The organism is Neotamlana laminarinivorans (genome assembly GCF_020523925.1).
Lineage (GTDB): Bacteria > Bacteroidota > Bacteroidia > Flavobacteriales > Flavobacteriaceae > Neotamlana > Neotamlana laminarinivorans.
Window position 1 is genome coordinate 433,291 of sequence record NZ_JAJAPW010000004.1, and the last position, 25,730, is coordinate 459,020.

At 31.6% G+C, this 25,730-nt stretch carries 31 protein-coding genes; 15 read left to right on the forward strand and 16 right to left on the reverse strand.

Going from position 1 to position 25,730, the window contains the following annotated elements:
* Positions 1-88 precede the first annotated feature (88 nt).
* The 5 genes from LG649_RS11315 to LG649_RS11335 all read left to right on the forward strand — a co-directional run bounded on the left by LG649_RS11315 (position 89) and on the right by LG649_RS11335 (position 4,761).
* A complete protein-coding gene (locus LG649_RS11315) occupies positions 89-247 on the forward strand; it encodes a YqaE/Pmp3 family membrane protein (RefSeq protein WP_226543924.1) in 159 nt (52 codons plus the stop codon).
* A 34-nt stretch (positions 248-281) separates the two neighbouring features.
* A complete protein-coding gene (locus tag LG649_RS11320) occupies positions 282-1,043 on the forward strand; it encodes a hypothetical protein (RefSeq protein ID WP_226543925.1) in 762 nt (253 codons plus the stop codon).
* Positions 1,044-1,047: 4 nt separating this feature from the next.
* On the forward strand, positions 1,048-1,752 hold the full coding sequence (gene lipB / locus LG649_RS11325; protein ID WP_226543926.1) for a lipoyl(octanoyl) transferase LipB: 705 nt from the start codon (positions 1,048-1,050) through the stop codon (positions 1,750-1,752).
* Complete coding sequence (locus tag LG649_RS11330; RefSeq protein ID WP_226543927.1) at positions 1,749-2,252, forward strand: hypothetical protein; 504 nt, start codon at positions 1,749-1,751, stop codon at positions 2,250-2,252. The genes lipB and LG649_RS11330 overlap by 4 nt, the downstream gene beginning before the upstream one ends.
* Positions 2,253-2,388: 136 nt before the next feature.
* Positions 2,389-4,761, forward strand: a complete 2,373-nt coding sequence (locus tag LG649_RS11335; protein WP_226543928.1) for a TonB-dependent receptor domain-containing protein — start codon at positions 2,389-2,391, stop codon at positions 4,759-4,761.
* Here LG649_RS11335 and LG649_RS11340 read toward each other — a convergent pair.
* The 8 genes from LG649_RS11340 to LG649_RS11375 form a co-directional block, all read right to left on the reverse strand.
* Positions 4,758-6,020: an alkaline phosphatase family protein gene (locus LG649_RS11340; RefSeq protein WP_226543929.1), complete on the reverse strand. Its 1,263-nt coding sequence runs from the start codon at positions 6,018-6,020 to the stop codon at positions 4,758-4,760. The two genes, LG649_RS11335 and LG649_RS11340, sit on opposite strands and share 4 nt — an antisense overlap.
* Positions 6,021-6,130: 110 nt before the next feature.
* Positions 6,131-6,919 (reverse strand): carbonic anhydrase, encoded by a 789-nt coding sequence (locus LG649_RS11345; RefSeq protein WP_226543930.1) that lies wholly within the window; start codon positions 6,917-6,919, stop codon positions 6,131-6,133.
* A 75-nt stretch (positions 6,920-6,994) separates the two neighbouring features.
* Positions 6,995-7,936, reverse strand: a complete 942-nt coding sequence (locus LG649_RS11350) for an alpha/beta fold hydrolase (protein WP_226543931.1) — start codon at positions 7,934-7,936, stop codon at positions 6,995-6,997.
* A gap of 2 nt (positions 7,937-7,938) precedes the next feature.
* A complete protein-coding gene (locus LG649_RS11355) occupies positions 7,939-8,421 on the reverse strand; it encodes a DUF192 domain-containing protein (RefSeq protein ID WP_226543932.1) in 483 nt (160 codons plus the stop codon).
* Complete coding sequence (gene lgt / locus LG649_RS11360; RefSeq protein WP_226543933.1) at positions 8,421-9,344, reverse strand: prolipoprotein diacylglyceryl transferase; 924 nt, start codon at positions 9,342-9,344, stop codon at positions 8,421-8,423. The genes LG649_RS11355 and lgt overlap by 1 nt, the downstream gene beginning before the upstream one ends.
* A 54-nt stretch (positions 9,345-9,398) precedes the next feature.
* The gene (locus tag LG649_RS11365) at positions 9,399-10,526 is read right to left on the reverse strand and encodes a peptidylprolyl isomerase (protein ID WP_226543934.1); all 1,128 of its coding nucleotides are present in this window, start codon (positions 10,524-10,526) and stop codon (positions 9,399-9,401) included.
* Between the two features lie 11 nt (positions 10,527-10,537).
* Positions 10,538-11,071, reverse strand: coding sequence for a gliding motility-associated peptidyl-prolyl isomerase GldI (gene gldI, locus LG649_RS11370; RefSeq protein ID WP_226543935.1), 534 nt, complete (start codon positions 11,069-11,071; stop codon positions 10,538-10,540).
* Positions 11,064-12,083 (reverse strand): DHH family phosphoesterase, encoded by a 1,020-nt coding sequence (locus LG649_RS11375; RefSeq protein ID WP_226543936.1) that lies wholly within the window; start codon positions 12,081-12,083, stop codon positions 11,064-11,066. Before LG649_RS11375 ends, gldI begins: the two co-directional genes overlap by 8 nt.
* Before the next feature lie 86 nt (positions 12,084-12,169).
* On the opposite strand from LG649_RS11375, the gene LG649_RS11380 reads away from it, so the two are divergent.
* A complete protein-coding gene (locus LG649_RS11380) occupies positions 12,170-12,589 on the forward strand; it encodes a nucleoside-diphosphate kinase (RefSeq protein ID WP_226543937.1) in 420 nt (139 codons plus the stop codon).
* A 76-nt stretch (positions 12,590-12,665) separates the two neighbouring features.
* Here LG649_RS11380 and LG649_RS11385 read toward each other — a convergent pair whose 3' ends face one another.
* The 4 genes from LG649_RS11385 to recF all read right to left on the reverse strand — a co-directional run bounded on the left by LG649_RS11385 (position 12,666) and on the right by recF (position 14,693).
* Positions 12,666-12,854: a cold-shock protein gene (locus LG649_RS11385; protein ID WP_226543938.1), complete on the reverse strand. Its 189-nt coding sequence runs from the start codon at positions 12,852-12,854 to the stop codon at positions 12,666-12,668.
* A gap of 172 nt (positions 12,855-13,026) precedes the next feature.
* Positions 13,027-13,218, reverse strand: a complete 192-nt coding sequence (locus LG649_RS11390) for a cold-shock protein (RefSeq protein ID WP_044633579.1) — start codon at positions 13,216-13,218, stop codon at positions 13,027-13,029.
* A gap of 93 nt (positions 13,219-13,311) precedes the next feature.
* Positions 13,312-13,608 carry a DUF721 domain-containing protein gene (locus tag LG649_RS11395; RefSeq protein WP_226543939.1) on the reverse strand — a complete coding sequence of 99 codons (297 nt, stop codon included), beginning with the start codon at positions 13,606-13,608 and terminating at the stop codon, positions 13,312-13,314.
* Between the two features lie 5 nt (positions 13,609-13,613).
* Positions 13,614-14,693, reverse strand: coding sequence for a DNA replication/repair protein RecF (gene recF, locus LG649_RS11400; protein ID WP_226543940.1), 1,080 nt, complete (start codon positions 14,691-14,693; stop codon positions 13,614-13,616).
* A gap of 138 nt (positions 14,694-14,831) precedes the next feature.
* Between recF and LG649_RS11405 the strand changes: the two genes are divergently transcribed.
* The 9 genes from LG649_RS11405 (at position 14,832) to LG649_RS11445 (ending at position 22,346) form a co-directional block, all read left to right on the forward strand.
* Complete coding sequence (locus LG649_RS11405) at positions 14,832-15,608, forward strand: tetratricopeptide repeat protein (protein WP_226543941.1); 777 nt, start codon at positions 14,832-14,834, stop codon at positions 15,606-15,608.
* A gap of 3 nt (positions 15,609-15,611) precedes the next feature.
* The gene (gene ribH, locus LG649_RS11410; protein WP_226543942.1) at positions 15,612-16,097 is read left to right on the forward strand and encodes a 6,7-dimethyl-8-ribityllumazine synthase; all 486 of its coding nucleotides are present in this window, start codon (positions 15,612-15,614) and stop codon (positions 16,095-16,097) included.
* Between the two features lie 124 nt (positions 16,098-16,221).
* Complete coding sequence (locus tag LG649_RS11415) at positions 16,222-16,452, forward strand: hypothetical protein (protein WP_044633584.1); 231 nt, start codon at positions 16,222-16,224, stop codon at positions 16,450-16,452.
* A gap of 16 nt (positions 16,453-16,468) precedes the next feature.
* Positions 16,469-16,750: a hypothetical protein gene (locus tag LG649_RS11420; protein WP_044633585.1), complete on the forward strand. Its 282-nt coding sequence runs from the start codon at positions 16,469-16,471 to the stop codon at positions 16,748-16,750.
* Positions 16,751-16,756: 6 nt separating this feature from the next.
* Positions 16,757-18,637 carry a DNA mismatch repair endonuclease MutL gene (gene mutL / locus LG649_RS11425; RefSeq protein ID WP_226543943.1) on the forward strand — a complete coding sequence of 627 codons (1,881 nt, stop codon included), beginning with the start codon at positions 16,757-16,759 and terminating at the stop codon, positions 18,635-18,637.
* Between the two features lie 45 nt (positions 18,638-18,682).
* The gene (locus tag LG649_RS11430; RefSeq protein WP_226543944.1) at positions 18,683-19,411 is read left to right on the forward strand and encodes a rhomboid family intramembrane serine protease; all 729 of its coding nucleotides are present in this window, start codon (positions 18,683-18,685) and stop codon (positions 19,409-19,411) included.
* Complete coding sequence (locus LG649_RS11435; RefSeq protein ID WP_226543945.1) at positions 19,411-20,253, forward strand: rhomboid family protein; 843 nt, start codon at positions 19,411-19,413, stop codon at positions 20,251-20,253. The genes LG649_RS11430 and LG649_RS11435 overlap by 1 nt, the downstream gene beginning before the upstream one ends.
* Positions 20,254-20,511: 258 nt before the next feature.
* Positions 20,512-21,333, forward strand: coding sequence for an endonuclease/exonuclease/phosphatase family protein (locus tag LG649_RS11440; RefSeq protein WP_317197661.1), 822 nt, complete (start codon positions 20,512-20,514; stop codon positions 21,331-21,333).
* Between the two features lie 116 nt (positions 21,334-21,449).
* On the forward strand, positions 21,450-22,346 hold the full coding sequence (locus LG649_RS11445; RefSeq protein WP_226543947.1) for a hypothetical protein: 897 nt from the start codon (positions 21,450-21,452) through the stop codon (positions 22,344-22,346).
* 1 nt (position 22,347) lies between these two features.
* Here the strand turns inward: LG649_RS11445 and LG649_RS11450 are convergent, their stop codons facing one another.
* The 4 genes from LG649_RS11450 to dapB all read right to left on the reverse strand — a co-directional run bounded on the left by LG649_RS11450 (position 22,348) and on the right by dapB (position 25,713).
* On the reverse strand, positions 22,348-22,656 hold the full coding sequence (locus tag LG649_RS11450) for a DUF6122 family protein (RefSeq protein ID WP_226543948.1): 309 nt from the start codon (positions 22,654-22,656) through the stop codon (positions 22,348-22,350).
* On the reverse strand, positions 22,656-23,279 hold the full coding sequence (locus tag LG649_RS11455) for a WbqC family protein (RefSeq protein WP_226543949.1): 624 nt from the start codon (positions 23,277-23,279) through the stop codon (positions 22,656-22,658). Before LG649_RS11455 ends, LG649_RS11450 begins: the two co-directional genes overlap by 1 nt.
* A 92-nt stretch (positions 23,280-23,371) precedes the next feature.
* On the reverse strand, positions 23,372-24,943 hold the full coding sequence (lepB, locus tag LG649_RS11460; protein WP_226543950.1) for a signal peptidase I: 1,572 nt from the start codon (positions 24,941-24,943) through the stop codon (positions 23,372-23,374).
* A gap of 65 nt (positions 24,944-25,008) precedes the next feature.
* Positions 25,009-25,713, reverse strand: coding sequence for a 4-hydroxy-tetrahydrodipicolinate reductase (gene dapB / locus LG649_RS11465; protein ID WP_226543951.1), 705 nt, complete (start codon positions 25,711-25,713; stop codon positions 25,009-25,011).
* Positions 25,714-25,730: the final 17 nt, after the last annotated feature.

The following is a 25,730-nucleotide window of genomic DNA, read 5'->3' on the forward strand; positions in this document are numbered from 1 at the left end:
AAACACACCGCTCAATCCCTAACGCAACTTGTAACAAACCAAAAACTTTTTCGTCAAATAAATATCAATCAATAAAAAATCAAAAAAAATGAGTTTCTGGAGAGTTTTACTATCAATTATTTGTCCGCCTTTAGCAGTTCTAGATAAAGGCTGTGGTTCAATTATAATCGTGTTTTTATTATGGCTTTGTGGTTGGGTGCCTGGTGTAATTGCGGCGTTGGTAATACTTAATAATCCTAATAATTAATTTATCTTTGTAAAGTACAACCAAATCTATAACAATGTTAAAAAACATTACTATTCTTATTTGCTCATTCTCTTTATTTTTAACAAGTTGCCAATTCAGTGAAGACATTTACATAAATGAAGATGGCTCTGGAAAAATAGCCTTTTCGTTTGATGGCTCCCAGTTCATGCAAATGGCTGGAGATGCAATGGGAGAAGAAGCTCAAGAATCTATAGATTCTACTTTTAGTTTTAAAGAAATTTTAAACAAAAAGAAAGATAGTATAGCAACTTTGTCTGTAGAAGAACAGAAAAAACTAAAAAAATTCGAAAATTATGATATACACATGATAATGGATTCTGAAACCAAAATCATGAAATTAGAGGTATATACAGAGTTTACAGATGCTTCTAATATGCAAGATATGTTTAAAGCTATGACTACTTTTAGCGAACTTGAAGCTAATAAAAAAGAAACCCCTATAGGAAACGATAAAGCTAATCCGCTTTCATCATTAAATAATAGTGATTATACAAATGTATCATATACATATAATGGAAATAAATTTACACGAAATGTTCAGTTTATAGATAAAGAAGGGTATAAACAACTTACAGATAGCTTAAAACAAATGTCTGCAATGTTAGGGACTTCTGTTTACAAGTTAAATTATCATTTTGCTAAACCTATAAAATCGATTAATAATGATAATGCCATGTTTAGTGCAGATAGAAAAACAGTAACGGTAGAGTTTCCTTTTATGACATATATGTTAGACCCAGAAGCATTAAACCTAGAAGTAATTTTAGAAGATTAATACATTGAATAAAAAAGTAATTTTAGAAGATTTAGGCCATAAAGATTATAAAGAAACTTGGGACTACCAAGAAAGTTTATTTAAAGGCATTGTAGATACCAAAATAAAAAATAGGCGAGAAGAAGCTGGTTTAAAAACCAAAAACTACTTTTTATTTGTAGAGCATTCGCATGTTTATACTTTGGGTAAAAGTGGCGATTTATCTAATTTACTTCTAGACGAAAATCAGCTTGCTAAAAAAGGGGCAACGTTTTATAAAATTAACAGAGGGGGAGATATTACCTATCACGGTCCGGGGCAAATTGTTGGTTACCCTATTTTAGATTTAGAAAACTTTTTTACCGATATACACAAGTATTTACGTTTGCTAGAAGAAATGATAATTTTAACTTTAGCTGAATACAACTTAAAAGCAGAACGAAGCCCTGGAGAAACAGGAGTTTGGTTAGATGTAGGAACACCGTTTGCTCGCAAAATTTGTGCTATGGGTGTTCGTGCAAGCCGTTGGGTAACCATGCACGGTTTTGCTTTAAATGTAAATGCCGATTTGGGGTATTTCGATAATATAATTCCTTGCGGTATTCGCGGTAAGGCAGTAACATCTTTAAATGTTGAGTTAGGTAAAAAAACAGTAGATGAAGCCGAAGTTAAAACCAAACTTTTAAAGCATTTTGAAACCTTATTTGGCGCATATTTTATTACTAAATGAAATTAAAACGCATTTTTAAAATAACTTTACTAATATTCTGCATACTTATAGCAGGGCTATTTAATTTTGCGTTGTTTTATTTTGTTTTTGGTGGAGGTTTTAGTTTTAAGAACAGGCAGTTTTTATTGGTAGCAGTAGCTTTTACAGGTATATCAAGTGTAATCTACCATATAAAAACGTTACCCATGTATAAACCTAAAGCAAAAAAAGTAGCAGAAATAAACTACGTACTATGGGTTTTAAACGGGCTATTTGCTTTAGCCGTATTATATCTTGCGATACGTTTATGGTATGATATGTTTTATAAGGTAAATTGGAAAGGTACTAATGAAGATTATCTTATTATACTATTGTTTTTTATACCTATGCTATTTACTGCAATTTCTATTCTTATTGAGGAGCGTGTACTTTATAACATAATTATAACATCTCGAAAGCATTCTCACTTCAATAAAATTAATCAAATTGGTACTAAACAACATAACGAAAATTCTAATTAAACACAGTAAGTTTAATAAGCTAAATTTTTGTTAAAACCGTGTTGTAAACTTCTAATTAACAATTTCTACGGTTAAATTTTTGCATTTTTGCTTTTTAGAATCAGCCTATCTAAATTTAAAAGACCATCCTAAATATATGAACTTTCAATTCATTAAGCTTTTTGCATTTTCTTTCCTATTATTATTTGTGAGCTATTCGCATGCACAAAGTATTGAAATTAAAGGAAAAATTTTAGATGAAACCAGCAACGAACCTTTAGCATATGCAACAGTTTTAGTTGCAGATTCAGAAACTAAACAACCAATTTCAGGTACAACAACAGCTGAAGATGGTTCGTTTTACCTAAACACAGATGCAAAAAGCTTTTACATAGAAGTAAGTTATATTGGTTTTATTTCAAAAACCTTTAATCAATTCAATATTAAAAATAATACGATTGATTTAGGCACATTTACGTTAGCCGAAGATGCTGCCCAATTAGATGTTGTTTTGGTGCAAGCCGAAGTGTCTCGAACTCAATTTAAACTCGATAAACGCGTGTTTAATGTAGGGAAAGATATTGCAAGTACTGGCGCTAGTGCGTTAGATGTGCTTAACAATGTGCCCAGTGTTAATGTAGATATTGAAGGTGCTATTAGCTTACGCGGAAATTCTGGAGTACAAGTTTTAATAAACGGAAAACCTTCTATTTTAACCGACGATGGCGGTGCTTTAGGAAGTATTACTGCCGACATGATTGAAAATATTGAAGTTATAACAAATCCATCAGCAAAATACGATGCCGAAGGAACCTCAGGAATTATAAACATAATCATTAAAAAAGAAGAGCGTAAAGGCGTAAACGGTTCGGTAAGTTTAAATACGGGAATTCCAGATAACCACAGTATTGGTTTGAGTTTAAATAGACGTTCAGAAAAATTTAATTTATTTACACAGTTTGGTTTAGGACGCAGAAGTTATCCAAGAGATAGCGAAGGTGTTAATATTGATTTAGATGATAATACAACCCTAATTAATAGCGGAACCGAGTACAGAAACGAGAAATTTTACAATATTACCTTAGGAATAGATTATTATATAACATCAAATGATGTGTTAACCCTTTCGGGGAATTTTGCCTACGAAATTGAAGATCAGCCTTCAAACTACAACTTTCAACTTTTTGATGAAAACGATGCTTTAGAATCTGAATGGAACCGAAACGAAACCACCGAAGCTACAAACCCGAAATGGCAATACGAACTGGTTTATAAGAAAGATTTTAAAGACCATGACGATCACGATTTATTGTTTAGTGTAACTGGAAACTCGTTTGCAAAAGACCAAAACTCACTGTTTAACGATGTTACCGTTGCTGGTGAAGATTACGATGCTACACAAAAAATTAGAACAGATTTTTCCGAAGATAATTTTACGTTTAAGTTAGATTATACCAAGCCATTTAACGAACAATGGAGCATGGAAGCAGGAGGTCAATATGTGTTAAACGATGTAAGTAATGATTATGAAGTACAAGATTTAGATGGTGGTGTTTTTGTAACAGATACCGGGTTAACCAATATATTTAATTTTAACCAAAACGTTTTGGGTGTTTATGCTTCTGGAGCTTATCAAGGTGAAAAATGGGGTTTAAAAGGAGGTGTACGTTTAGAGCATACCGATTTAGAAACTCTACTTGAAACTACCAACGAATCTAATAATCAAGACTATTCAAATTGGTTTCCTAGTTTGCATTCTTCTTATAAGTTTTCAGATGTGGTTTCACTGCAAGCAGGATATTCAAAACGTATTTACAGACCAAGATTAAGAGATTTAAATCCTTTTTTTAATATTAGAAACAGTTATAGCATCCGCCAAGGAAATCCAGAATTACAACCCGAATTTACCGATTCGTATGAAATTACAACTATTTTTGATATTAGTAAAACGGCGTTGAATTTTGGCGTGTATCATCGTTTTACAACCGATGTTATTGAAAGTATTACCACAGCAGAAGATAATGTAAGCACCGCAAGACCAGAAAATATTGGAACGAACAGTACTGTTGGTTTCGAATTCAATACCAAATATTCTCCTATAAATTGGCTAACATTTAATGTCGATTTTAATTTTAATTATTTTAATAGAGAGGGGACTTTCGAAGATCAGGTTTTCGATTTTAATGGCGATCAATGGACGTCTAAATTAATGGCAAAGTTTAAATTGCCAGCAGATATCGATTTTGAAGCTACAGGAAACTATCAATCCGATTACGAAACTGTTCAAGGTAACACCGAAGCTATTGCGTTTTTAGATATCGGGCTTCGTAAAAAAATACTTAAAGGTAAAGGCGTTTTTAGTTTTGGTGTTCGCGATGCTTTTGCCTCACGAAATTTTGAGAGTTTTACAAACCAAGACACGTTTACTAATTACTCTAAAAACTCACGAGGTCGTTTTTTAACTTTTGGCTTTAGTTACGGTTTTGGTAAAGGTGAAGCTATGGAATATAGTGGAGGTAAAAGGCGTTAAGGTTGTTTTAAAACCATTTTAATGTTCTCTAACTTTCCGTCAATATTTTCAGGGATTTCTAAATTTAGAATTTTACAAATTAAGGGGTAAATATTAACGTTTTTTATTTCAGGAATGGTTAAGCCGGATTTGAAGGCGGGACCGTTGGCATAAAAAATGCCCTGCATATCTTTGTAATTGGTTGAATATCCATGAACACCAATGTTTTTAAAAGGTCCCATACCTTTTTTTGTAGAAAAATAATATCCGTAATCCGGAATTATTTGCACAGTTCCCCAATCAGGATTACTAGGTGTATATTCAAAACCTGGTGTGTTTTCTGTTTTATAAACTTTAAAATGAAGTTCTTTTGGCTTTAAAAATGCTAAAATAGAATCGGTTGAAACGTTGGGTTTAGGGTGCAAGCTTACAAAAGCACCGTTACTAATAGATGTGTATAAATTATTGTTTTCTATTTGTGTTAAAGAAATAAAATTTTTGGTATTTACTTCTGCCATCCCATGATCAGAAACAATTATAATATTAACAGGTAGTTTGGTTTTGGCAATACCTTCAAATAAATTTCCTAAATTTTTATCTAAATTGTAAAGTTTATTTTTGAGTTCTAAATCGTTATTGGGTCCGTATTTATGCCCGATATCATCCATGTCTGAGAAATACATGGTAATAAGTTTTGGACGTTTATTTTCCGGAAGATTTAACCAGTTTAAAACATCATTTACACGTTTTTCATTTTTTATTTTAGCATCATATTTTTTGTAATATGTAGGGTGTTTACCTTGAATATTGGCTTCCGTACCTACAAAAAAGTAACTTGCAGTAATAATATTATGTTTTTGAGCTTGTAGCCAAATAGGTGTGCCATTGTAAAATTCGCCGTCTTCAACAACAGTTCTGTTACCAATGCTGTAAACAGCATCTTTTTTATAGCTGTAAAATGTATTACCAATTAAGCCGTGTTTGTCTGGATACATGCCAGTGGCAATGCTGTAATGGTTAGGAAATGTTTTTGATGGAAAAGAAGAAATTAAGCCTTTGCTATTTACGCCTGTTTGTATAAATTTTGAAAGATTTGGAGGTGAAAATCTATTTACATAATCCCAACGAAAACCATCTAATGAAATTAAAATTACATAAGGTTTACCTTCTGGTGTTCTTGTGTTTATTTCAGTTTTTATGCTTCCTGGTTTTGCAGTTTTACATGATTGGAATATTAATAATAAAGCAATTAAATAGAATAATAGCTTGTTTTTTATCATAATTTTTAAGCTTATTGGTGGTTACAAGTAGTAAAAACTAATGTATTACTTTATGAATGCAGCTTGGTTAAAATTTTTCTAAAAAAAGGTTAATTTTTTTAAATACTATTTTAATAATGGTATCTAATAGTTCTATCATTTAAGGCTTGCTCATTTCTATAATTATTAACGGGCATATTGTTTTTTAGTTTTAAGATTTCTTCAACAGATAAAATAATAGGTTTTTTAAAGAGAATCCAATTAACATTTTCTGTACAAGGAGGCGTTGTTAAAGAACCGTTGTAGGTATAATAATCTTTGGAATGTTGAAAGAGTGAAGACAAATCTATTTTTTTATGTATATATTTAGTATCTCCATTTTTAAGAGGTAAAAAACTTTCTAAAAACTCAAATAATTGGCTTTCATTGCCTTCTTCACCAAGAATGCCTAATACACTTATTTCGCCGTGTTTGTTAATGTGAACTAAGTGAATTTCAATAGGATAAATTATACCATTTATCTTATGCTCTGATGGTTCGTGAAAGTGAATTTGTTTTAGGTAATATATATCATTTTTATAAAAAATAGAATCACCTATTTCGAAATCAAACTGTATAGAGTGTCCGTTATTATTTACTTTTTCAATATAGGTTGATGGAGAATAATGTATTTTTAAATCTGATCTATTTTTAACAGAATCTGTATGGGTGTGAATTATGTTTATTGGTGACTGGTGTAGGCCATCACATTCTGTGTTTGCTTCAATTTCAGCCCAATGCTTTGGAGCTGTTTCGCCTTGATAGCTCCAGTGTTTTATTTTATGTGGGGTATTATTTAATGCAAGCCCTTTTGTTTGTTTTTTGCATGATATAAGGCTTATTGTAAGAAGTGTAAATAAGGTGTAAACTATTGTTTTCATGATGCATAAAAATTCTATACATCAAAATTAATATTGTAGTTTTCAAGAAAAGCTAACTTATATCAGGTTTTGTTATTAGTTGTTTAAAAATTCTAAAATTTTAGTATTTATAGCATCAGCTTGGTCTATAGATAAAAAATGACCGGCATTTGTAATAATTTCACCTTGCCCTTTTTGTAGTGTTTTAGCAAGTTCTATGGTTTTTTCGTTGTTAATAGCATCATTATCACCAATTAAAACCAAAGTGGGTAATTTTAAGTTTTTTAATTCATTTCTAGAAAATGGTTTCATTTTCAGCATTAACTTATTCAAGGTGTCTTTTCCTGTGCCTATTTTATATTGTTTTATATATGTGTCGCTAATATTATTTGGGTTGTTAGACATGGCTTCTAGTGTTTGATTAACACGTTTTTCTTTAGAAGAAAACACATAAATAATATTTTTAAGTAAATCTGAGCTGGGTTTTATCCAAGTAAAAGTTTGAGCAGGACTTAGTAAAACCAATTTTTTTATTTTTTCAGGATTGTTTAAAGTTAAATTAGTGGCAAGCCAACCGCCTCGTGATGCCCCAATAAGATTGAAGTTATTTAAATCGAGCGCATAAAATATTTCGTTGTACCAATCTATTACGGTTTCAATGTCATCTATATCTTTTTGAATACATGATTTACCAGGTTCTAAAATAAAATCGATAGCAAAAACACGATAATTATCGCTAAGGCTTTTAATGTTTGGATACCACATGGTAGAACTGGCATTCATACCGTGAAGTAAAACTATAGATTCTTTATTGCTCTTGCCGCTAACAATTACATGAGCAACACCATATGTTGTGGGAATATAAAGTTCTTCAAAATTTACATCCCATAGTTTTAAACTTTCGTTGTAAGCTTCAAAGTATGCTTTATTTGATGCTACAGCATTTGTAATATATTTTGGTGTGGCTTTGTATTTGTCGTATTTATTAGTGCAATTAAAAAGTAAAATGCAAAGTGCTAAATATAAGATTAATTTCATGGTTATTTTCTGCTAAAAGCAATACTATCGTTAACAGCAATTTCCCATTTGTCAACTAAACCGGCGTTAATTTCAAAAACATATTTGGCAGGAACGTTAGAGGGTAAAGATGCTTCGTTATAAGGTTTTGCGTTTTTTTGAAAACTAACAATTTTGTTATTGTTATCAATAAAAATTAAGTCTAAACCAATTTTTGTGTTTTTCATGTAAAACGAACGTGGTTGCATATCGTTAAAAATAAAAAGCATTCCATGGTTTTCCTCCATATTGTTTCTATACATTAAACCAGTTTGCGTTTCGTATTCGGTTTCGGCAATTTCTATATCAAAATTAACCTGACTGCTATCACTTTTAAAAATTGTAAGTTCGCCTTCTTTTGAGAAAGTGATTTCGGTTTGTTTAATTACTTTTTTATCATCTTTACAAGAGAAATAAACTAGTATAAAACTCAACAATAAAACAGAAAAAAACCTTTTTGAAGTCATTATTTTAGCGCTGTTTTAGGTTTGTAAACAAACATAAAATAAAGACCAATTAAAATAAACGGAATACTTAACCATTGCCCTGTATTTAAGCCAAACCAGTTAATATATTCTTCGCCTTGTGGTTCTTTAAAGAATTCAACAAAAAAGCGAATAGACCATAGTAGAATTAAAAATAAACCAAATAAAAATCCGGTTTGTTCGCTTTTTTTTGTTTTAGCATAGAAATACAACAAAATTAAGAATACAAAAATGTAGCAAAACGATTCGTAAAGTTGTGCTGGGTGCCTGTATGGTATAGCCTCTAAAAGTTCAGGATTGCTAGCAATGGCATCGTAGGCTTTTTGTACATCTTTAATACCTGTAATACGGGTAACTTCGTATTTATTATAATAATCTTGAATAAAACGAACGCCTAACGGGAAGTCTCCAGATTTTTTACCAATAATTTCAGAGTTTATAAAGTTTCCAATTCTAATAAAAACTGCGCCTGAAGCCACCGCAAGCACAATACGGTCTAAAATCCATAAAATAGATTTGTAGTTGTATTTTTTACGATATAAATACATACCTATAATTATGCCAATAGCAGCGCCATGACTTGCTAAGCCTTGGAAACCTGTGAATTCTACCCCATTTTTAAAACTGAAAGGAAGAAAAATGCTAAAGAAATCTTGTTGTATTAATTCCGACTGATAAAATAATACATGCCCTAAACGAGCACCAAGCATTGTCGCTAAAACTGTGTATATAAATAACGGGTCGAGGTAGTCCAACGAAATTTTTTCTTTGGTAAAAATACGTTTCATGATATAAAAACCAATTACAAATGCAGCAACCCACATTAGGCTGTAAAAATGTATTTTGAAATTTCCAATAATATCAATACCTGTAACGGGATTCCAATCTAGTTTTAGTAAATGCATAGGTGTAATTTTATGGGTAAATATAACCCTAAATACAATGTTTTTTGTTAAATTTTAATTAATAAGTGAGATGGTTTCTATCTCGAAAATTAAATTAGACTTTCCAGGAATACCACGGTTGCCATATTCGCCATAAGCTAAATGGTATGGAATAAAAAAGGTAGCTTTATCTCCTAAGCTTAATTGTTTTAAGCCTTCTTTTAAACCTGCAATTAATGGTGCATCTGCACTTAGTTCTAGTTCTACAGCTTCATATTTATCTGCTAATTTTCTTTTTTCGTTTACGGCATCAAGTGCTTCTGCTGTTTCAAGCTTGCTTGTTTCAAGTAGTTTTGCGTTTTCAAAATATACGGCATAGTGGCATAAAACAATATCGCCATCTTTTAACTTTTCTCCTGTGCCTTTTTCTGAAACAAAATATTTTAAGCCAGACTCAAGTGTTTTAGCTTTAGCTTTTTGGGCATCAAACTTGTCTTTTGAAGCTTTAATAATAGCAGCTTCTTTTTCTGCTTTTTCTTTTGCAAGGCGTTCTTCTTCTGCAAAATGATTAATAAAAATTTCGTTAGCCTTAAATTTTTTAGCGGTTTTACCTTTTCTAATAATGTTTAACTCTTGAATAATAACATCGTTTTTTGGGCGATTTCTGTTATCTACCTCTACATTTGAGATAGAGTCTTGAATATTTAAACCTATAACCAATTCTCCAAATACACTATGTACATTGTCTAGATGAGGTTTAGGTATTTCGGTAATAAAAAACTGGCTGCCATTGCTATTTGGGCCTGAGTTTGCCATAGATAAAATTCCTGGCTTGTCGTGTTTTAAATCGGGGTGAAATTCATCTTTAAACTTATATCCAGGATTTCCCATACCTGTTCCTGTTGGGTCTCCACCTTGAATCATAAACTTATCCATTACTCTATGAAAAATAAGGCCGTTATAAAACTTTTTACCTTTATAAGCACTATCTACCATAGTGTTTGTGCCTTCTGCTAGCGAAACAAAATTGGCAACAGTTACTGGTACTTTTTCACTTTCTAATTTGGCAACCATAACGCCTTTGTTTGTAATAAATTCAGCATAAATACCATCTTCAAGTTCAGGGTATTGAGCTTTACATGAAGTAAGATTAATACATACTAAAACATTTAAAATGAAAATAGATTTTTTGTAGATGTTCATTTTTTAAGGGTTTAATTTTGGGTAATTGAGTTAACGGTTACTTCGCAGATTAAAGGAGTGTTGTGTTGAATTTTATTCTCGTCACCATAGTAGCCATAGGCTTTTTGCGACGGAAAAATAAAAGTTACAGTTTCTCCGGTTTTCATAAGTTTTAAGCCCTCTCTCATGCCTGTGAACAATTCTTCTTTATCCATAGCATAGTTTTGGGTTTTTGTATCTTCGAAAGAATAAATTTCCTTTCCGCTTAAGGTTTTTACATTGTAGTTGTAGTTTACAATATCTCCAAACTTTGGTGTGCTAAGTGTATCTGCCTCAATTTTGTTATTGTAATAATACCAAAAACCATTTTCTGATGCAATGTAATTTTGCTCTTGTTTTTGCATTAACTTTTCAATTAAAGCATGTTCTGTAGCATTTAATTTTTTATTACGTTCTATAGATTCGTTAATAAAAGAGCCAGATTTTACAGTAATTGGGCGTCTTGCTTCTGGTGTTTTACAACCAAATATAAAAATGGGAATTAGTAGCGTTAAAAACTTATTCATTGTTAAGGGCATTATTGTAAGACGGTAATATACTAATAAATTTTTCAACTGTTTCATTTAGAGATAAACTACTTCGCCCTCCTGCAGCATTGGTGTGGCCGCCACCGTTAAAATGTTCGCGAGACATTAAGTTTACCGAAAAATTACCTTTAGATCTTAATGAGATTTTTATGATACCTTCCTGTTTATCTTCAATAAAAATTGCAGCTAAAACAATACCCTGAAGTGATAAGCCATAATTAACAAAGCCTTCAGTAAAGCCTTTTTTATAGTTATAGCGATTAAGTTCGTCTTGAGAAAGTGTAATATAAGCCGTTTTACTTTCAGGTATGGTTTTTAAGTTGTTAAGAGCGCAACCCAATAGTTGTAAACGTTCAAAACTATTAGTGTCGTAAATATTGTTATGTATTTGCGAGTTATTAGCGCCTTTTTCAATTAAATTGGCAATAATGTGATGTGTTTTACTAGTAGTTGATGGAAAACGAAACGAACCAGTATCAGTCATTATACCTAAATATAAGCAGGTTGCAATATCGGAATCAATTAAATTGGTGTCGTTCAATAAATCTATGTAATTGTAAACCATTTCGCAGGTAGAGCTCATACTAACATCGCTGTAGGTATAGGTAGCATAATTATCTGGAGCCTGATGGTGGTCTATCATTATTTTTAAAGCTTCACTGTTAGCTAGGGCGGTTTCCATTTCTCCAGTTCTGTGGAAAGCATTAAAATCTAGAGTAAAAATAACATCGGCACTATTAATTAATTTGTCGCTAGTATCTTTATCTGTTTCATATTTTAAAACAACGTTATTTCCAGGAACCCATTTTAAAAATTCTGGATAATCGTTTGGCATTATAACCTGTACATTATGATTTAATTTTTTTAAATAATGAAATAACCCTAACGATGAGCCAATAGCATCGCCATCTGGGTTTTTGTGGGCTACAATTACGATGTGTTTTGGGGTTGAAAATAAATGTTTTATGTCGAGTAAATCTTGCTTTTTCATAGTTTGCGAAGATACAATTTTTTAAAATTGAATAACTTGTTTTTAATTATAAATAGCGTACTTTTGCAGGCAAATAAATACATTACATGGCAACAAATAGAACATTTACAATGCTTAAGCCTGATGCTGTTGAAAAAGGACACATTGGTGCAATACTAGAAAAAATTTCTGCTTCAGGTTTTAAAATTGTAGCAATGAAATTAACACAATTAACGAAAGCTGATGCTGAAGAATTTTATGCAATACACAGCGAGCGTCCGTTTTATGGAGAGTTAGTAGAGTACATGACTCGCGGGCCAATTGTTGCGGCTATTCTTGAAAAAGAAAATGCGGTTGAAGATTTTAGAACTTTAATTGGGGCAACTAATCCAGAGGATGCAGCAGAAGGAACTATTAGAAAATTATATGCGGCTTCTATAAGTGAAAATGCAGTGCACGGTAGCGATAGTGATGAAAACGCTGCTATTGAAGGTGCATTCCATTTTTCAGGAAGAGATACTTTCTAATAATTTTTAAAATAAATACAAAAAAGCCCGCAACATTGTTGCGGGCTTTTGTTTCTCTTAAAAAGTTACTACTATATTAAACAAGTTTTACGTTTACAGCGTTTAACCCTTTTCTTCCTTCTTGTAAATCGAATTCTACGTTGTCTCCCTGTTGAATTTCATCAATTAAACCAGAGATGTGAACAAAATGTTCTTTGTTTGAACCTTCTTCTGTAATAAAACCAAACCCTTTGGTATCGTTGAAGAATTTAACTGTTCCTGTCATTTTTTTTTAAGATATTAAATTAATTATTTGTGTTAATGCAAACTCAGTGCCAAATAATAATTATTAGCTATCTATTTAACAAAAAGTTAGACGACCGAAAGATAAAAAAAAAGCCTATTGAAAATAAATTTTCAACAGACTTTTTTAATCTTGTAAGTGTTAAAGTATATGTTTAGATTACTTTTACGTTTACGGCGTTTAATCCTTTTCTACCTTCTTGTAGATCGAATTCAACATTATCGCCTTCACGAATTTCATCGATAAGTCCTGAAATGTGTACGAAATGTTCTTTGTTGTTGTCGTCTTCTACGATAAATCCAAATCCTTTTGAATCATTGAAGAATTTTACGGTACCTTTACTCATTGTGTTTTTATTAAATTAAGGGGCAAAGGTAATGTAAATAAGTATAGTAACCGGTATTTTAGTAGTTTATTTTAAATAAATTTTAAAATGTATTTATCTTAAAATCAGTTTTTTAATAATTTCTTTGCCTAACTCTTCATTAAGCATGTTAATTATTTTTTGTTTTCCGTAGCTTAATTCTTCACGAAGTACACTGGAACTTAAACTAACATAAAGGGTTTCACGCTCTAAACTAACTGAAGTGGTATAGTTGTTTATGCCGTTACCCATTAAATTTTCCCAGGCATTGGCAACGTTTACTTTATCTAGGCCTTTATCTAACTTGTTGGTTTCAACAAACTGCTTTAGCGCATCGCTAATACTTAAGTGGTCGTGGTTTCGTTTTGCCATAGTTTTTACAGGTTAAATATCTCGTAGCTTTGGTGTACTTGTTTTACAGCATTTTCGGTTCGGTTAGCATGTGTATCGCTAATAAATAACTGGCCAAAATTTTCATCGTCAACTAATTTAATAATTTGTGCAACTCGGTTTTCATCTAATTTATCAAAAATATCATCGAGTAATAAAATAGGATTAACGCCGCTTTGGGCTTTTATAAAATCGAACTGTGCTAATTTTAAAGCTATTAAAAATGATTTTTGTTGTCCTTGGCTCCCGAATTTTTTAATGGGGTGCGTTTCAATATTAAATTGTAAATCGTCTTTATGTATGCCAACACTAGTGTATTGTAGTGCTTTATCTTTATTAATGGCTTGTTTTAAAAGTGTGTTTAAATCATTATCAAATAAATGGCTATTGTATACCAAATCTACCTCTTCATTACCATTACTAATAGCGTTGTAGCGCGACTTAAAAATAGGAATAAATTCTTGTAAAAAGGCATCACGTTTTTTAAAAACTTGAGAGCCGTATTCGTTTAATTGGTTGTTATAAACATCTAGTGTGTCTTGATTAAACGTATGGTTTAGTGCAAAATATTTTAATAATGCATTACGTTGTGCAAGAGTTTTATTATAACTAATTAATTGGTTTAAATAAGTTTTGTCGCTTTGCGAAATTACGCTATCAATAAATTTTCGGCGGGTATCGCTACCTTCAATAATTAAGTCTCTATCGGCTGGCGAAATAATAACTAAAGGTAAAAAACCAATATGTTCACTAAATTTTTCGTAAGCTTTTCCGTTACGTTTAATAATTTTTTTTTGACCACGTTTTAGGCTTATTGTTATTTTTTCTTCCGTTTCAATTTTTTCATAATTACCATTTATTACAAAAAAATCTTCATCATGTTTTATGTTTTGCGATGCTACAGGGTTAAAATAACTTTTTCCGAAAGATAAATGATAAATTGCATCGAGTACATTTGTTTTTCCAATACCATTATTACCAACAATACAGTTAATTTTGTTGTTAAAAACAAACGATTTACTCTCAAAATTTTTGTAATTAAGTAAAGAAAGTGATTTTAAAATCATAAAAAAAGGCAACTATAAATGCATTTAAAGGCTTGCAAGCTTAAAGAAGCGCAAATTATTGAAAAATATCAAATAAATAGGCTTTTAGTTATGAAGAAAAATTTTATTTTTGCGCCACATTAATTTAGACAGCATAGCATGGCGACTTATAAAAAGAAAGGTGGGAAACCACAAACAAAAGTAGAAAAGCAAATTGATATTGAAGAGGATTCTACTACGGCTGAAGTATTTAATACTTTAGATGAAACAGCTTCAAAAACAGAGGCTTTTGTAGAAAAAAATCAAAAATATATATTTATTATAATTGGTGTTGTAGCCTTAATAGTTCTTGGTTCTATGGGGTACAAAGAGTTTATTGCTAAGCCAAAACAAACTAACGCCATGAACGATATGTTCCAGGCGCAAAAGTATTTTAATGAGGCTGTAAATAATGCAGGTACAGCAAAAGATTCATTATTTAATTTAGCATTAACTGGAGGAGAAGGTAAATTCGGTATGTTAGATATTATTGATGAATACAGCGGAACACCGTCTGCTAATTTAGCAAATTATTATGCTGGTACGGCATACTTAAATTTGAAAGATTACAAAAATGCTATTGAGTATTTAAGTGATTTTAGCAGTGAAGATGAGGTTTTAGCCCCATTAGCAAAAGGAAATATAGGTGATGCCTTTGCACAATTAAACCAACAAGAAGATGCTTTAAGTTACTATGAAGAAGCAGCAAATATGCGAGATAACGAATACACTACACCAATGTATTTGTACAAAGCAGGTGTAATAGCTTTAGAATTAGGAAAAGCAAGTAAAGCATTAGGTTACTTCGAGACTATAAAAGAAGATTACTCTAATTCAACTGAAGCTTCGCAGGTTGAAGTTTTAATTGGTAAAGCGCAAGTGTTGGCTAATAAATAATATATGGCTACAAAAAATAAAAACTTATCACAATACGATAAAAACACAATCCCAAACGCGAATAACTTTCGGTTTGGGATTGTTGTTTCAGAGTGGAACGAAAACATCACAGAAGGTTTATACCAAGGTGCTTTTGATGCCTTAATTGATAACGGTGTACCTCACAATTCTATAATTCGTTGGGATGTACCAGGAAGCTTCGAGCTAATTTATGGCTGCAAAAAAATGATAGAGCAAAATGTTGATGCTGTAATTGCTATTGGAAGTGTAATACAAGGCGAAACCAAACACTTTGATTTTGTTTGCGAAGGTGTTACTCAAGGTATAAAAGATTTAAATATAATTACAGATACACCAGTAGTATTTTGTGTACTTACCGATAATACCATGCAGCAAGCCATAGATCGTGCTGGAGGTAAACATGGAAATAAAGGTACAGAGGCCGCTATAGCTGCAATAAAAATGGCTAATTTAAGGTCAAATAATTAATAGTAAACTTTTTTAAGTCATCAACAGTCTCCCGTCATTAAGCATTAATGTTAACAATTTTTGGCATTTCTCCACTTAGTTTCTGCCTATTTTTAAGTATTTTTGGGGTTTAAATACCACAATTTTGTTTAAACAACGTAAGCCCAGAACTTTTAATTATCAACCTCGATTTTCAAAGGAAAATAAAGAACAATCTCACGAAAGTGAAACAGATAAAAAAGACTTTGCTTCAAAATGGCGAAATAGTGTTGGTAACAGAAAAAAAGTAAAAGGCATTATGCCAATGCGTACTTTAATTTTGGCTTTGGTATTATTATTGATTTGTATGTATTTACTCGAAAAAAAATACATGTAACTTAAAGCTAAACAGTATGGGACTTTTAAAAACACGTAAAAACAAAAAATTTAATTATCAACCACGTTATTTTGACGATAAAGGTGAAGGTAATCCGTTTGAAATTAAACATAAATTCGACAATTTTAGAAAAACCGTTGAAACTAATAAAAGTATAAAAACCCGATTTAACGAAGCTTTAGACGATTATAAAAATCCAGATAAAGAAGCTAATAGGAGAATTTTAATTATAGTTGGAGTTTTAGTTTTAATATTTTTATTTATAATCGATTTCGATTTATCTATATTTTTTTCATAATAATTTATGGCAGACATTATACAACTTTTACCCGATCATGTAGCAAATCAAATAGCCGCAGGAGAAGTTGTACAGCGTCCAGCTTCGGTAGTAAAAGAACTTCTTGAAAATGCTATTGATGCAGGAGCTAATACTATAAAATTAATTATTAAAGATGCAGGTAAAACCTTAGTACAGGTAATAGATGATGGCAAGGGCATGAGTACTACAGATGCACGTTTAAGTTTTGAGCGTCATGCTACTTCAAAAATTAAATCTGCAGACGATTTATTTCAACTTAATACTAAAGGATTTCGTGGTGAAGCTCTGGCGAGTATTGCAGCCATTGCCCATGTAGAGCTTAAAACAAAACAAGAAACAGACGATGTTGGAAACACCATACAAATAGAGGGTAGCAAGGTGGTTACACAAGAAATTGTGGTAACCCCAAAAGGCACATCGGTTGCGGTAAAAAACTTGTTTTTTAATATACCAGCACGACGTAATTTTTTAAAATCTGATGCGGTAGAATTACGCCATATTATGGATGAGTTTCATCGTGTAGCTTTAGCTCATCCTTCTATGAATTTTCTTTTTTACAATAACGGAAGCGAAACCTTTAATTTGCCGGTTAGTAATTTTAGGCAGCGTATTGTAAATATTTTTGGAAGTAAAACCAATGAAAAGTTGGTGCCAGTTAACGAAGATACCGAAGTACTTAAAATTTCTGGTTTTGTTGGTAAGCCCGAGTTTGCAAAAAAAACACGAGGTGAGCAGTATTTTTTTGTGAATAATAGATTTATAAAAAGTGCTTATTTAAATCATGCAATTGCCTCGGCGTTTGAGGGTTTGTTAAAAAACGGAACACACGCGAGCTATTTTTTAAATTTAGATGTAGATCCGCAAACCATAGATATTAATATTCATCCCACTAAAACCGAAATTAAGTTTGACGACGAGCATACGCTTTACGCTATTTTACGTTCTGCTGTAAAACATAGTTTAGGGCAATTTAATATAGCACCAGTTTTAGATTTTGATAGAGATCCTAATTTAGATACCTCGTATACCCAGCAAAAAATTAATATTAAAGCACCGCAAATTGAGGTTGATAGAAGTTTTAATCCGTTTAAAAACGAGCCTATTAAAACAGAATCTAAATCGTCTTTCTCAGGTAGACAAACCACATCGTTCAAGCCAACACCTAATAATTGGGATAGTTTGTATGTTGGCGTGGCTTCAAAAGAAATAAATAATAATAACGAAACACTTGTAGATTTTAGTGAAGTTCAATTTGAAAGTGAAGAGCAAACAGCTTCAATGTTTGATAATGATGAGGTAGAACAAGCTAATACAACCTATCAAATTCACAATAAATACATTGTAAGCACAATAAAATCTGGTATGTTGGTTATCGATCAATACCGTGCACATCAAAGGGTTTTATATGAAGATTTTTTAAAGAATCTTACTATAAAAGAAGCTACAAGTCAGCAGTTATTATTTCCGCTACAGCTACATTTTTCAAAACAAGATGTAGAAATCATCAGTCAATTAAAAGAAGATTTAGAATTTACAGGATTTTTATTTTCAGAAATAACTAAAGAAACAGTTGAAATTACTGGGGTTCCGGTGGGTGTTCCCGAAAGCGAAGTGTCTATTATTTTAGAACAGTTAATAAGCGATGTAGAAAACGAGGTGCCTGATAGTAATTTTAGTGCGGCCGATTTACTAGCGAAATCTATGGCTAAAAGTTTAGCAATCAAAACAGGGCAGGCTTTAAAAAAAGATGAGCAAGAACACTTGGTAAATAAACTTTTTGCTTGTAAAGAGCCAAACGTTTCCCCAGCTAATAAAACAACATTTATTACTATGAGTGTTGATGAGTTAGATAAAAAATTTATATGATGTAACCTCTGTCATATAGAGGTATACAAAAAGAGAATTTAAATTATGATGAGAATTTCAGATACCGTAAAACATTTAATAATTATTAATGTATTAGTGTTTATAGGTACATTAACAATAGGTGGAGGTCAATTATTTTATGAATGGTTTGCCTTATATTTTCCAAAAAACGAAGCGTTTAAACCTTGGCAAATTGTTACACATATGTTTATGCATGGTGGCTTTACACATTTGTTATTTAATATGTTTGCCCTTTGGATGTTTGGTTCGCCTGTAGAGAATGTTTTAGGCTCAAAGCGATTTTTGTTTATATATTTTTCTGCTGGTTTAGGAGCTGTGGCATTACAGTTAGGGTATTATTATTTTAAATATATTCCTATGGAGCAAGAAGCTATGGCTTTAGGTTTTTCGCAAGATCAAATTGTAGAAGTATTTAAAGAAGGCAAAGTATTTCGTGCAATAGGGCAAGAGTTTAATGAAATTTATTATGCTTCAATGGTTGGTGCGTCAGGATGTATTATGGGAATTTTAGCTGCTTTTGGAATGATGAACCCCAATGCAGAACTTATGATGATTTTTCTTCCAATTCCTATAAAAGCCAAGTATTTTATCCCAGGAATTATTATATTAGACTTAGTTTCAGGTATAACAGGGCAATCCTTTTTTAGCCCAAGTAATACGGCTTATATGGCTCACGTTGGTGGTGCTATTACCGGATTTATTATTATGTGGTATTGGAAAAAAAATCAGTTTAACCAAAATCGTTGGTATTAATGGGCACTATTGTTCAAGACTTAAAATATAAATTTTCTAATTTAAATGTGCTTGAAAAAATTATAGCCATAAATGTGGTTGTATTTATTTTATCATTACCGTTTAAAAATGAATTAGGATGGCTTGAGCTACCAAGTAATTTAAGTGAGTTTATTACTAAACCATGGACCATAATTAGTTACGCTTTTTTACATTTCGATGGGTTGCATATTCTATTTAATATGCTCTGGTTGTATTTTTTAGGGCGTATGTTTTTAAATCTATTTAGCCCTAAAATGGCGTTAAATATTTATTTTTTGGGAGCTATATTTGGTGGTATATTATTTATATTGGGTTATAATTTATTACCATCACTTTTTGGAGGTCATTCTAGACTGTTAGGTGCTTCTGCTGCAGTTAGGGCTTTACTTATTTTTTTATGTGCTTATATGCCCAATCAAGAAGTACGTTTTTTTACTTTTAATATTAAGCTTTGGTATATAGGTTTAGGTATTGTAGTTTTAGATGTGTTTGGCTTGTTTGGAGTTAATTCAGGAGGTAATCTAGCACATTTGGGTGGTGCAATTCTTGGTTATGTTTATGCCAAACAATTACATACAGGAAGCGATATTGGTAAAGGTTTCGAACGTTTTATGGATAAAATTGTAAATATTTTTAAGTCCTCTAAAAGAGGACCGTTAAAAACTGTTCATAAAAATAAAGTTGGCGGATACACTAAAGCCGATTTTAATGAGTTTAATACTCAAAAAAAAATTGATGTTATTCTAGATAAAATAAGTAAAAGTGGTTACGATAGTTTAACATCAGAAGAAAAAGAATTCCTGTTTAGAGCAGGGAAATAACTGTTAAAGCTAGAAGCTAAAGTTTAAAAACTAAGGCATATATAGTAGAAAGCTATGAGTAAACTAAGCTTCACGAATAAAATAGTTTATTTTTTAAATACAGTCGTTGCTGTATTACTATTGCTGTCTTATATTTTGCCATTTTTACCGCCAAAAACCTTTAGTATTCTTGCAGTCCTTAATCTGGGCGTTTCTTTTTTAATAATACTTAATGTTATATTTTTTATTTATTGGTTAATTAAGTTTAAACGAAAGTTTATGCTGTCTTTAACCGTATTGCTCATAGGTTATTTTGGCTTTGGTTCGCTTTACAAGTTTTCATCTGCTAAAAATATTGAAGATAGCGGTAATTTTAAAGTGATGAATTATAATGTTCGTTTGTTTAATTTATACGAATGGTTACCAGGAACCGATGTTGATGCTAAAATTATAGATTTAATTAAAACAGAATCGCCAGATATTTTAAGCCTTCAAGAATATCATTCTCGGGAGGATGTTAATTTATCTTTTTTTAAATATAAATATGAAAAACTTTCAGGTAAAAAAATAAAATCAGGACAAGCCATTTACTCTCAGTTTCCCATAATAAACTCGGGTTCTATCGAGTTTCCAAATACATCAAATAATGCCATTTTTGCTGATGTGGTAAAAGGTAACGATACCATTCGCGTGTATAATATTCATTTAGAGTCAATGCGAATTAACACACAGGTTGAAAGTTTAAAAAAGGAAAACTCCGAGCGTTTGTTTAATCGTATTAGCAATACATTTAAAATGCAACAGTTTCAAACAGAATTGTTTTTAATGCACAAAAAGCAATGTGATTATAAAATGATTATTTGTGGCGATTTTAATAACACCGCTTTTTCATATGTTTATAAAACTATAAAAGGAGATTTAAACGATACTTTTATACAGGCTGGTTCTGGTTTTGGTCGTACATATCATTTTAAATTCTTTCCTGTTCGTATAGACTTTATTTTTGCAGATCAAGCTTTTAATGTAAATGGTTTTAAAACCTACGATAACTACTATTCCGATCATTATCCAATTACAGCAACTTTAAGTTTAAAAAAATAGCATAACTTCTACTTAACATGTTTGCTTAAAAAATAGCTTTATAGCTATTTCCCGATAACTTTATAATAACCTTTACAAGTTATGTTTGTTTATTACTAACCATTTAGTTTTTAACAATGCAAACGCAACACAATACACAACAACCTGAAGTTTTTTTTCATGTAGGTACCGCAAAAACAGGAACAACTTTTTTACAATATCGCGTATTCCCAAAGTTACAAGGCCTTTCTTATATTCAACGTACACGCTACAAAAAAGCTATTAAAATTATAAAAAAAGGCAAACACAACCGATATTTAGTGTCTCGAGAGTTAGATCGACGTGTTTTTGAAAAGGAAGTAGAACGTTTTGCAAAAGCATACCCAAATACCTTAGCAATTATTGTATTTAGAAGGCATGATAGCTATATAGCATCAGAGTATCGCAGGTATGTAAAAAATGGTTTTACAGGAAGTTTTAAAGATTTTTTTGATGTACAAAATGATTCAGGGTTCTTTAAAAAAGAACATATGGACTATGATAGACAAATAAAAATTTTAGAAAAAAGCTTTAATGTAAAACCTCTTGTTTTAGTTTACAACGATTTAAAAAATGACTCGAAAGCATTTATAGGAGGCATTGCAAATGCTTTAGAAGCCACTGTAGATTTAAGTACTTTAGATTTATCTAGAAAACACAAATCCTATTTCGAAAAACAATTAAAAGCGATGCAATTTATGAGCAAGTATATAAACATGACCAAACGTCGCGGATTTAAAAACAGCTTTTTAAACTTATTATTTAGGCTGTATTTAGGAACATTACGATATGGAATTCTACATGGTGCGCGATTATTGCCAGATACCATGTTTTCAAAATCACCACTTATTAGCAAGAAGGATTTAAAAGAGGTTAAAAAATATTATAAAGCCGAGTGGAAAGCTTGTAAATCTTACAGTACAAGATTGGTTACAGATTTTAGTCAAATTGAAGCTGTAGATTTAAATGAAGATTTAATTTACGGCGGAATATAGCTTACATAAAACGGCAATCTAAAATATCGGCAATAATGTGAATTACGAGGCCTAAGGCCACTAATCGAGATTTTTTAGGCACTAGCAGAAATATATAAAACAAAATAGCAAACCAAGAATGTAACGGATGATAGCCAATACTACAGCGACCCGAGTCGAAAATTGGTGTGGCTAATAAATGGTCTAAATCTATTAATATTCCAGCAACCATGGTTAGGTAGGCAATTTTCCAGTTGGCTTTATAAAACAATAAAGCAATTACAAGTGGTAATAAAAAGTGTGTGCCGTAATGTACAATGGGTTGTAGCATTATATTGCATTTAGTTGCTGACACTCTAAATAATTTAAGGCATTTGGGCCTTCGTTAAATAGTAAATCCAGAATACTTAAATTGGGTATAAAACCGTGTTTACTGCTAAAAACTTGGGTGTAGCTATCAAAGTTAGGCGTGCTTTCCTTTTTTGCATTAACCAGTGGTCTAAAATCTGTTTTATCGTTTATTTCTTTTTGATAAGTTTCAGATTTTGTAAAATTTAAATCCAATTGTAAACAATCACAAATTACCTCAAAACATTTCAAATTAAAATCTAGAATAAAGTCTTGTTTTGTTGTAAATAATGGTTGTAATTCATCTTCATAAAATTCAAAAAAAGGTGAAGTTTTGTAAGCCGATTCTAAAGATTTCCAATGATTAAGTTGCCATTTTTCTTCATTAAAAATTTTAACGTCGCGGTATTTTTGTCTGTTTTTTTGCGAGTAACTAACTGGAATATTTAAAGTAAGTTTTCCGTTTGCGCCGTAAATATTTGTACGATTACGGTAGGTTTGTTTTATAAAATTATCATCCATTTCAAAACATACTTCGTCTGCATTTGCCATAGCAACAAAGTGTTTAATGTTTGGAAAATATGTTGGGTGGATAATAATGTTCATAATCTAAATTCCCACGATAGTGGGAATCTTAATAGAAGTTTTCTTAATGTTTTAAATCGCTTAAAGTGTATGAAGTGTTTCGATAGTTTTTGTTATTCTGCCTTCTTACGCTTACGCCATTGGCTAAACCCGAAATAAGCAGCTAATAATACTAAAAACGGAATTAAGAAAGAGGTTGCTTTACCTGTTCCAGAAACGGTTGTAAAAAAGCGTTCCCAACGTGGGCTTGAACCATCCCAACTCATCCAAATAAACACCGGTTTACCAACTACATGGCTAAACGGTACAAATCCCCACGCACGAGCATCAATAGAGTTGTGGCGGTTATCTCCCATCATCCAATAATAATTCTGTTTAAATGTGTAGCTGTTGGCCACTTCACCATTTATTAAAATTTGATTACCGTTTACACTTAAGGTATTGCCTTCGTATTCTGTAATGGCTCGTTTATAAAGTGGTAAATTATCAATTGTAATTTCTATACTTTTTCCTTCTTCAGGAATATAAAGTGGTCCAAATTGATCTACGTTCCAGTTGTAGTTTGGATCGTGTGGAAAAATACCTGGATCACGCATACCTTTTTCTTTTATGTTGGGCGTAATACTAACTACATTTGGGTTGTTTTTAAATTTAGCTAATGCTTCATCTGAAATAGCTGAAAAATAATAGGTGTTTTGGTTGTTTATAATAGTAAAACCATCAGTAATGTCGTAACGATCTTTTAAAAACTTAGGGTTAAACTGACTCGTTTTAGGTTGTACAAAATAACTAAATTGTAAGTGGGCTCTATCTGGCAGTTCGTTTTTCTTTCCGTTAATATAAACAAAACCATCGCGAACTTCTAAAGTATCACCAGCAACACCAACACATCGTTTAACTAAGTTGGTTTTTTTATCGATTGGCTTGTAGTAATTACGATCTGGATGAAAATTATTCATATCTAAAAGCGTATCGGCTGGTTGGTTAAATACTACAATGTCGTTACGCTCTATTTTTTCAAACCCAGGAATGCGCAAATAGGGCAGTTGTAACAGGTTTTTCCATGACTTACTATCCTTATGATCATCAAATAAATACGATTTCTTTTTTATAACAGGAATAGTGTCGTGTACCATTGGAGCAGCCACAGTTGTATTAGGTACACGGGCTCCGTAGTGAAATTTACTAACAAATAAAAAGTCGCCAACTAGCAACGATTTTTCTAGGGACGACGACGGAATAGTAAATGGCTGTATAAAATAAGTGTGTACAATAGTTGCAGCCACGATAGCGAATAAAATAGAACTTGTCCATTCACCAGAACCAGATTTTGGTTGTAAACTCCTGTTCTCAACATAACTTACATCTGCAACATAATTTAAATAGTAGTTGTAAAAACCTAAGGTTAAAACAGCAAGAGCAGTGTCTAAATGAGTGTTTTTACCAAAACTTCTGGCAGTTTCTACCCAAACTACAATAAACATGATTAGGTTTACAATTGGTAGGAATAATAAAATTGTCCACCACCAAGGGCGGTTAATTATTTTCATTAAAATTACGGCATTGTAAACAGGAACAAAGGCTTCCCAAGCTTGTTTACCAGCTTTAATATAAAGTTTCCAGGTGCCTAAACCATGAATTACTTGAATAATTAAAAAGAAAATAAACCACTGCGACCAAGTCATAATTTTAAATTTTTATTGTTTTGTTAGTGCTATACTGAATTTATTAGTTACAAACTTAAGTAGTTTTAACCAATATTTAACACGTCGTTCATAGTAAATACACCTGTTTTGCCAATAATCCATTCTGCAGCGATTACTGCTCCTAGTGCAAAGCCTTGGCGGTTATGAGCAACGTGGTCTATTGTTATGGTGTCTACTTCGCTAGCGTAAGTAATGGTATGTGTACCCGGAACATCTTCAATACGTTTTGCTGTAATTGGAATGATGTTTTCTCCGTTTTCATCTAATTTCCAATCGCTAAAATTATTATTGTTTGAAATTATATCGTTGGCTAAAGAAATAGCCGTACCGCTTGGAGCATCAAGTTTTTGGGTGTGATGAATTTCTTCCATTGAAACGTTGTATTGTTTTAAGTTACTCATCATTTTTGCTAAGTACTTATTCATTTCAAAGAAAATATTAACTCCTAAACTAAAGTTTGAAGCATAAATAAATGCGCCTTTTTTTTCGTTACATAAATTTACAGCATTGTTGAAATTATCTAGCCAACCAGTAGTACCTGAAATTACAGGAACACCATTATTTAAGCAGTTAGATATATTATTAAAAGCCACGTTTGGGATACTAAAGTCTATAGCAACATCGGCAAGTGTTATATCGTAATTGGTGTTGTCTTTGTCTATTTTTAAAACAATTTCATGTCCGCGGTTAATGGCAATTTGTTCAATGGTTTTGCCCATTTTTCCGTATCCTAGTAAAGCTATTTTCATATGTTTATAATGGTAAT

Excerpts from the sequence above, each read along its gene's own strand:
- LG649_RS11315 (WP_226543924.1), top strand. The coding sequence starts at position 89 with ATGAGTTTCTGGAGAGTTTTACTATCAATTATTTGTCCGCCTTTAGCA.
- LG649_RS11320 (WP_226543925.1), top strand. The coding sequence starts at position 282 with ATGTTAAAAAACATTACTATTCTTATTTGCTCATTCTCTTTATTTTTA.
- LG649_RS11330 (WP_226543927.1), top strand. The coding sequence starts at position 1,749 with ATGAAATTAAAACGCATTTTTAAAATAACTTTACTAATATTCTGCATA.
- LG649_RS11335 (WP_226543928.1), top strand. The coding sequence starts at position 2,389 with ATGAACTTTCAATTCATTAAGCTTTTTGCATTTTCTTTCCTATTATTA.
- LG649_RS11340 (WP_226543929.1), bottom strand. The coding sequence starts at position 6,020 with ATGATAAAAAACAAGCTATTATTCTATTTAATTGCTTTATTATTAATA.
- LG649_RS11345 (WP_226543930.1), bottom strand. The coding sequence starts at position 6,919 with ATGAAAACAATAGTTTACACCTTATTTACACTTCTTACAATAAGCCTT.
- LG649_RS11350 (WP_226543931.1), bottom strand. The coding sequence starts at position 7,936 with ATGAAATTAATCTTATATTTAGCACTTTGCATTTTACTTTTTAATTGC.
- LG649_RS11355 (WP_226543932.1), bottom strand. The coding sequence starts at position 8,421 with ATGACTTCAAAAAGGTTTTTTTCTGTTTTATTGTTGAGTTTTATACTA.
- lgt (WP_226543933.1), bottom strand. The coding sequence starts at position 9,344 with ATGCATTTACTAAAACTAGATTGGAATCCCGTTACAGGTATTGATATT.
- LG649_RS11365 (WP_226543934.1), bottom strand. The coding sequence starts at position 10,526 with ATGAACATCTACAAAAAATCTATTTTCATTTTAAATGTTTTAGTATGT.
- gldI (WP_226543935.1), bottom strand. The coding sequence starts at position 11,071 with ATGAATAAGTTTTTAACGCTACTAATTCCCATTTTTATATTTGGTTGT.
- LG649_RS11375 (WP_226543936.1), bottom strand. The coding sequence starts at position 12,083 with ATGAAAAAGCAAGATTTACTCGACATAAAACATTTATTTTCAACCCCA.
- LG649_RS11380 (WP_226543937.1), top strand. The coding sequence starts at position 12,170 with ATGGCAACAAATAGAACATTTACAATGCTTAAGCCTGATGCTGTTGAA.
- LG649_RS11385 (WP_226543938.1), bottom strand. The coding sequence starts at position 12,854 with ATGACAGGAACAGTTAAATTCTTCAACGATACCAAAGGGTTTGGTTTT.
- LG649_RS11390 (WP_044633579.1), bottom strand. The coding sequence starts at position 13,218 with ATGAGTAAAGGTACCGTAAAATTCTTCAATGATTCAAAAGGATTTGGA.
- LG649_RS11395 (WP_226543939.1), bottom strand. The coding sequence starts at position 13,608 with ATGGCAAAACGAAACCACGACCACTTAAGTATTAGCGATGCGCTAAAG.
- recF (WP_226543940.1), bottom strand. The coding sequence starts at position 14,693 with ATGATTTTAAAATCACTTTCTTTACTTAATTACAAAAATTTTGAGAGT.
- LG649_RS11405 (WP_226543941.1), top strand. The coding sequence starts at position 14,832 with ATGGCGACTTATAAAAAGAAAGGTGGGAAACCACAAACAAAAGTAGAA.
- ribH (WP_226543942.1), top strand. The coding sequence starts at position 15,612 with ATGGCTACAAAAAATAAAAACTTATCACAATACGATAAAAACACAATC.
- LG649_RS11420 (WP_044633585.1), top strand. The coding sequence starts at position 16,469 with ATGGGACTTTTAAAAACACGTAAAAACAAAAAATTTAATTATCAACCA.
- mutL (WP_226543943.1), top strand. The coding sequence starts at position 16,757 with ATGGCAGACATTATACAACTTTTACCCGATCATGTAGCAAATCAAATA.
- LG649_RS11430 (WP_226543944.1), top strand. The coding sequence starts at position 18,683 with ATGATGAGAATTTCAGATACCGTAAAACATTTAATAATTATTAATGTA.
- LG649_RS11435 (WP_226543945.1), top strand. The coding sequence starts at position 19,411 with ATGGGCACTATTGTTCAAGACTTAAAATATAAATTTTCTAATTTAAAT.
- LG649_RS11440 (WP_317197661.1), top strand. The coding sequence starts at position 20,512 with ATGCTGTCTTTAACCGTATTGCTCATAGGTTATTTTGGCTTTGGTTCG.
- LG649_RS11445 (WP_226543947.1), top strand. The coding sequence starts at position 21,450 with ATGCAAACGCAACACAATACACAACAACCTGAAGTTTTTTTTCATGTA.
- LG649_RS11450 (WP_226543948.1), bottom strand. The coding sequence starts at position 22,656 with ATGCTACAACCCATTGTACATTACGGCACACACTTTTTATTACCACTT.
- LG649_RS11455 (WP_226543949.1), bottom strand. The coding sequence starts at position 23,279 with ATGAACATTATTATCCACCCAACATATTTTCCAAACATTAAACACTTT.
- lepB (WP_226543950.1), bottom strand. The coding sequence starts at position 24,943 with ATGACTTGGTCGCAGTGGTTTATTTTCTTTTTAATTATTCAAGTAATT.
- dapB (WP_226543951.1), bottom strand. The coding sequence starts at position 25,713 with ATGAAAATAGCTTTACTAGGATACGGAAAAATGGGCAAAACCATTGAA.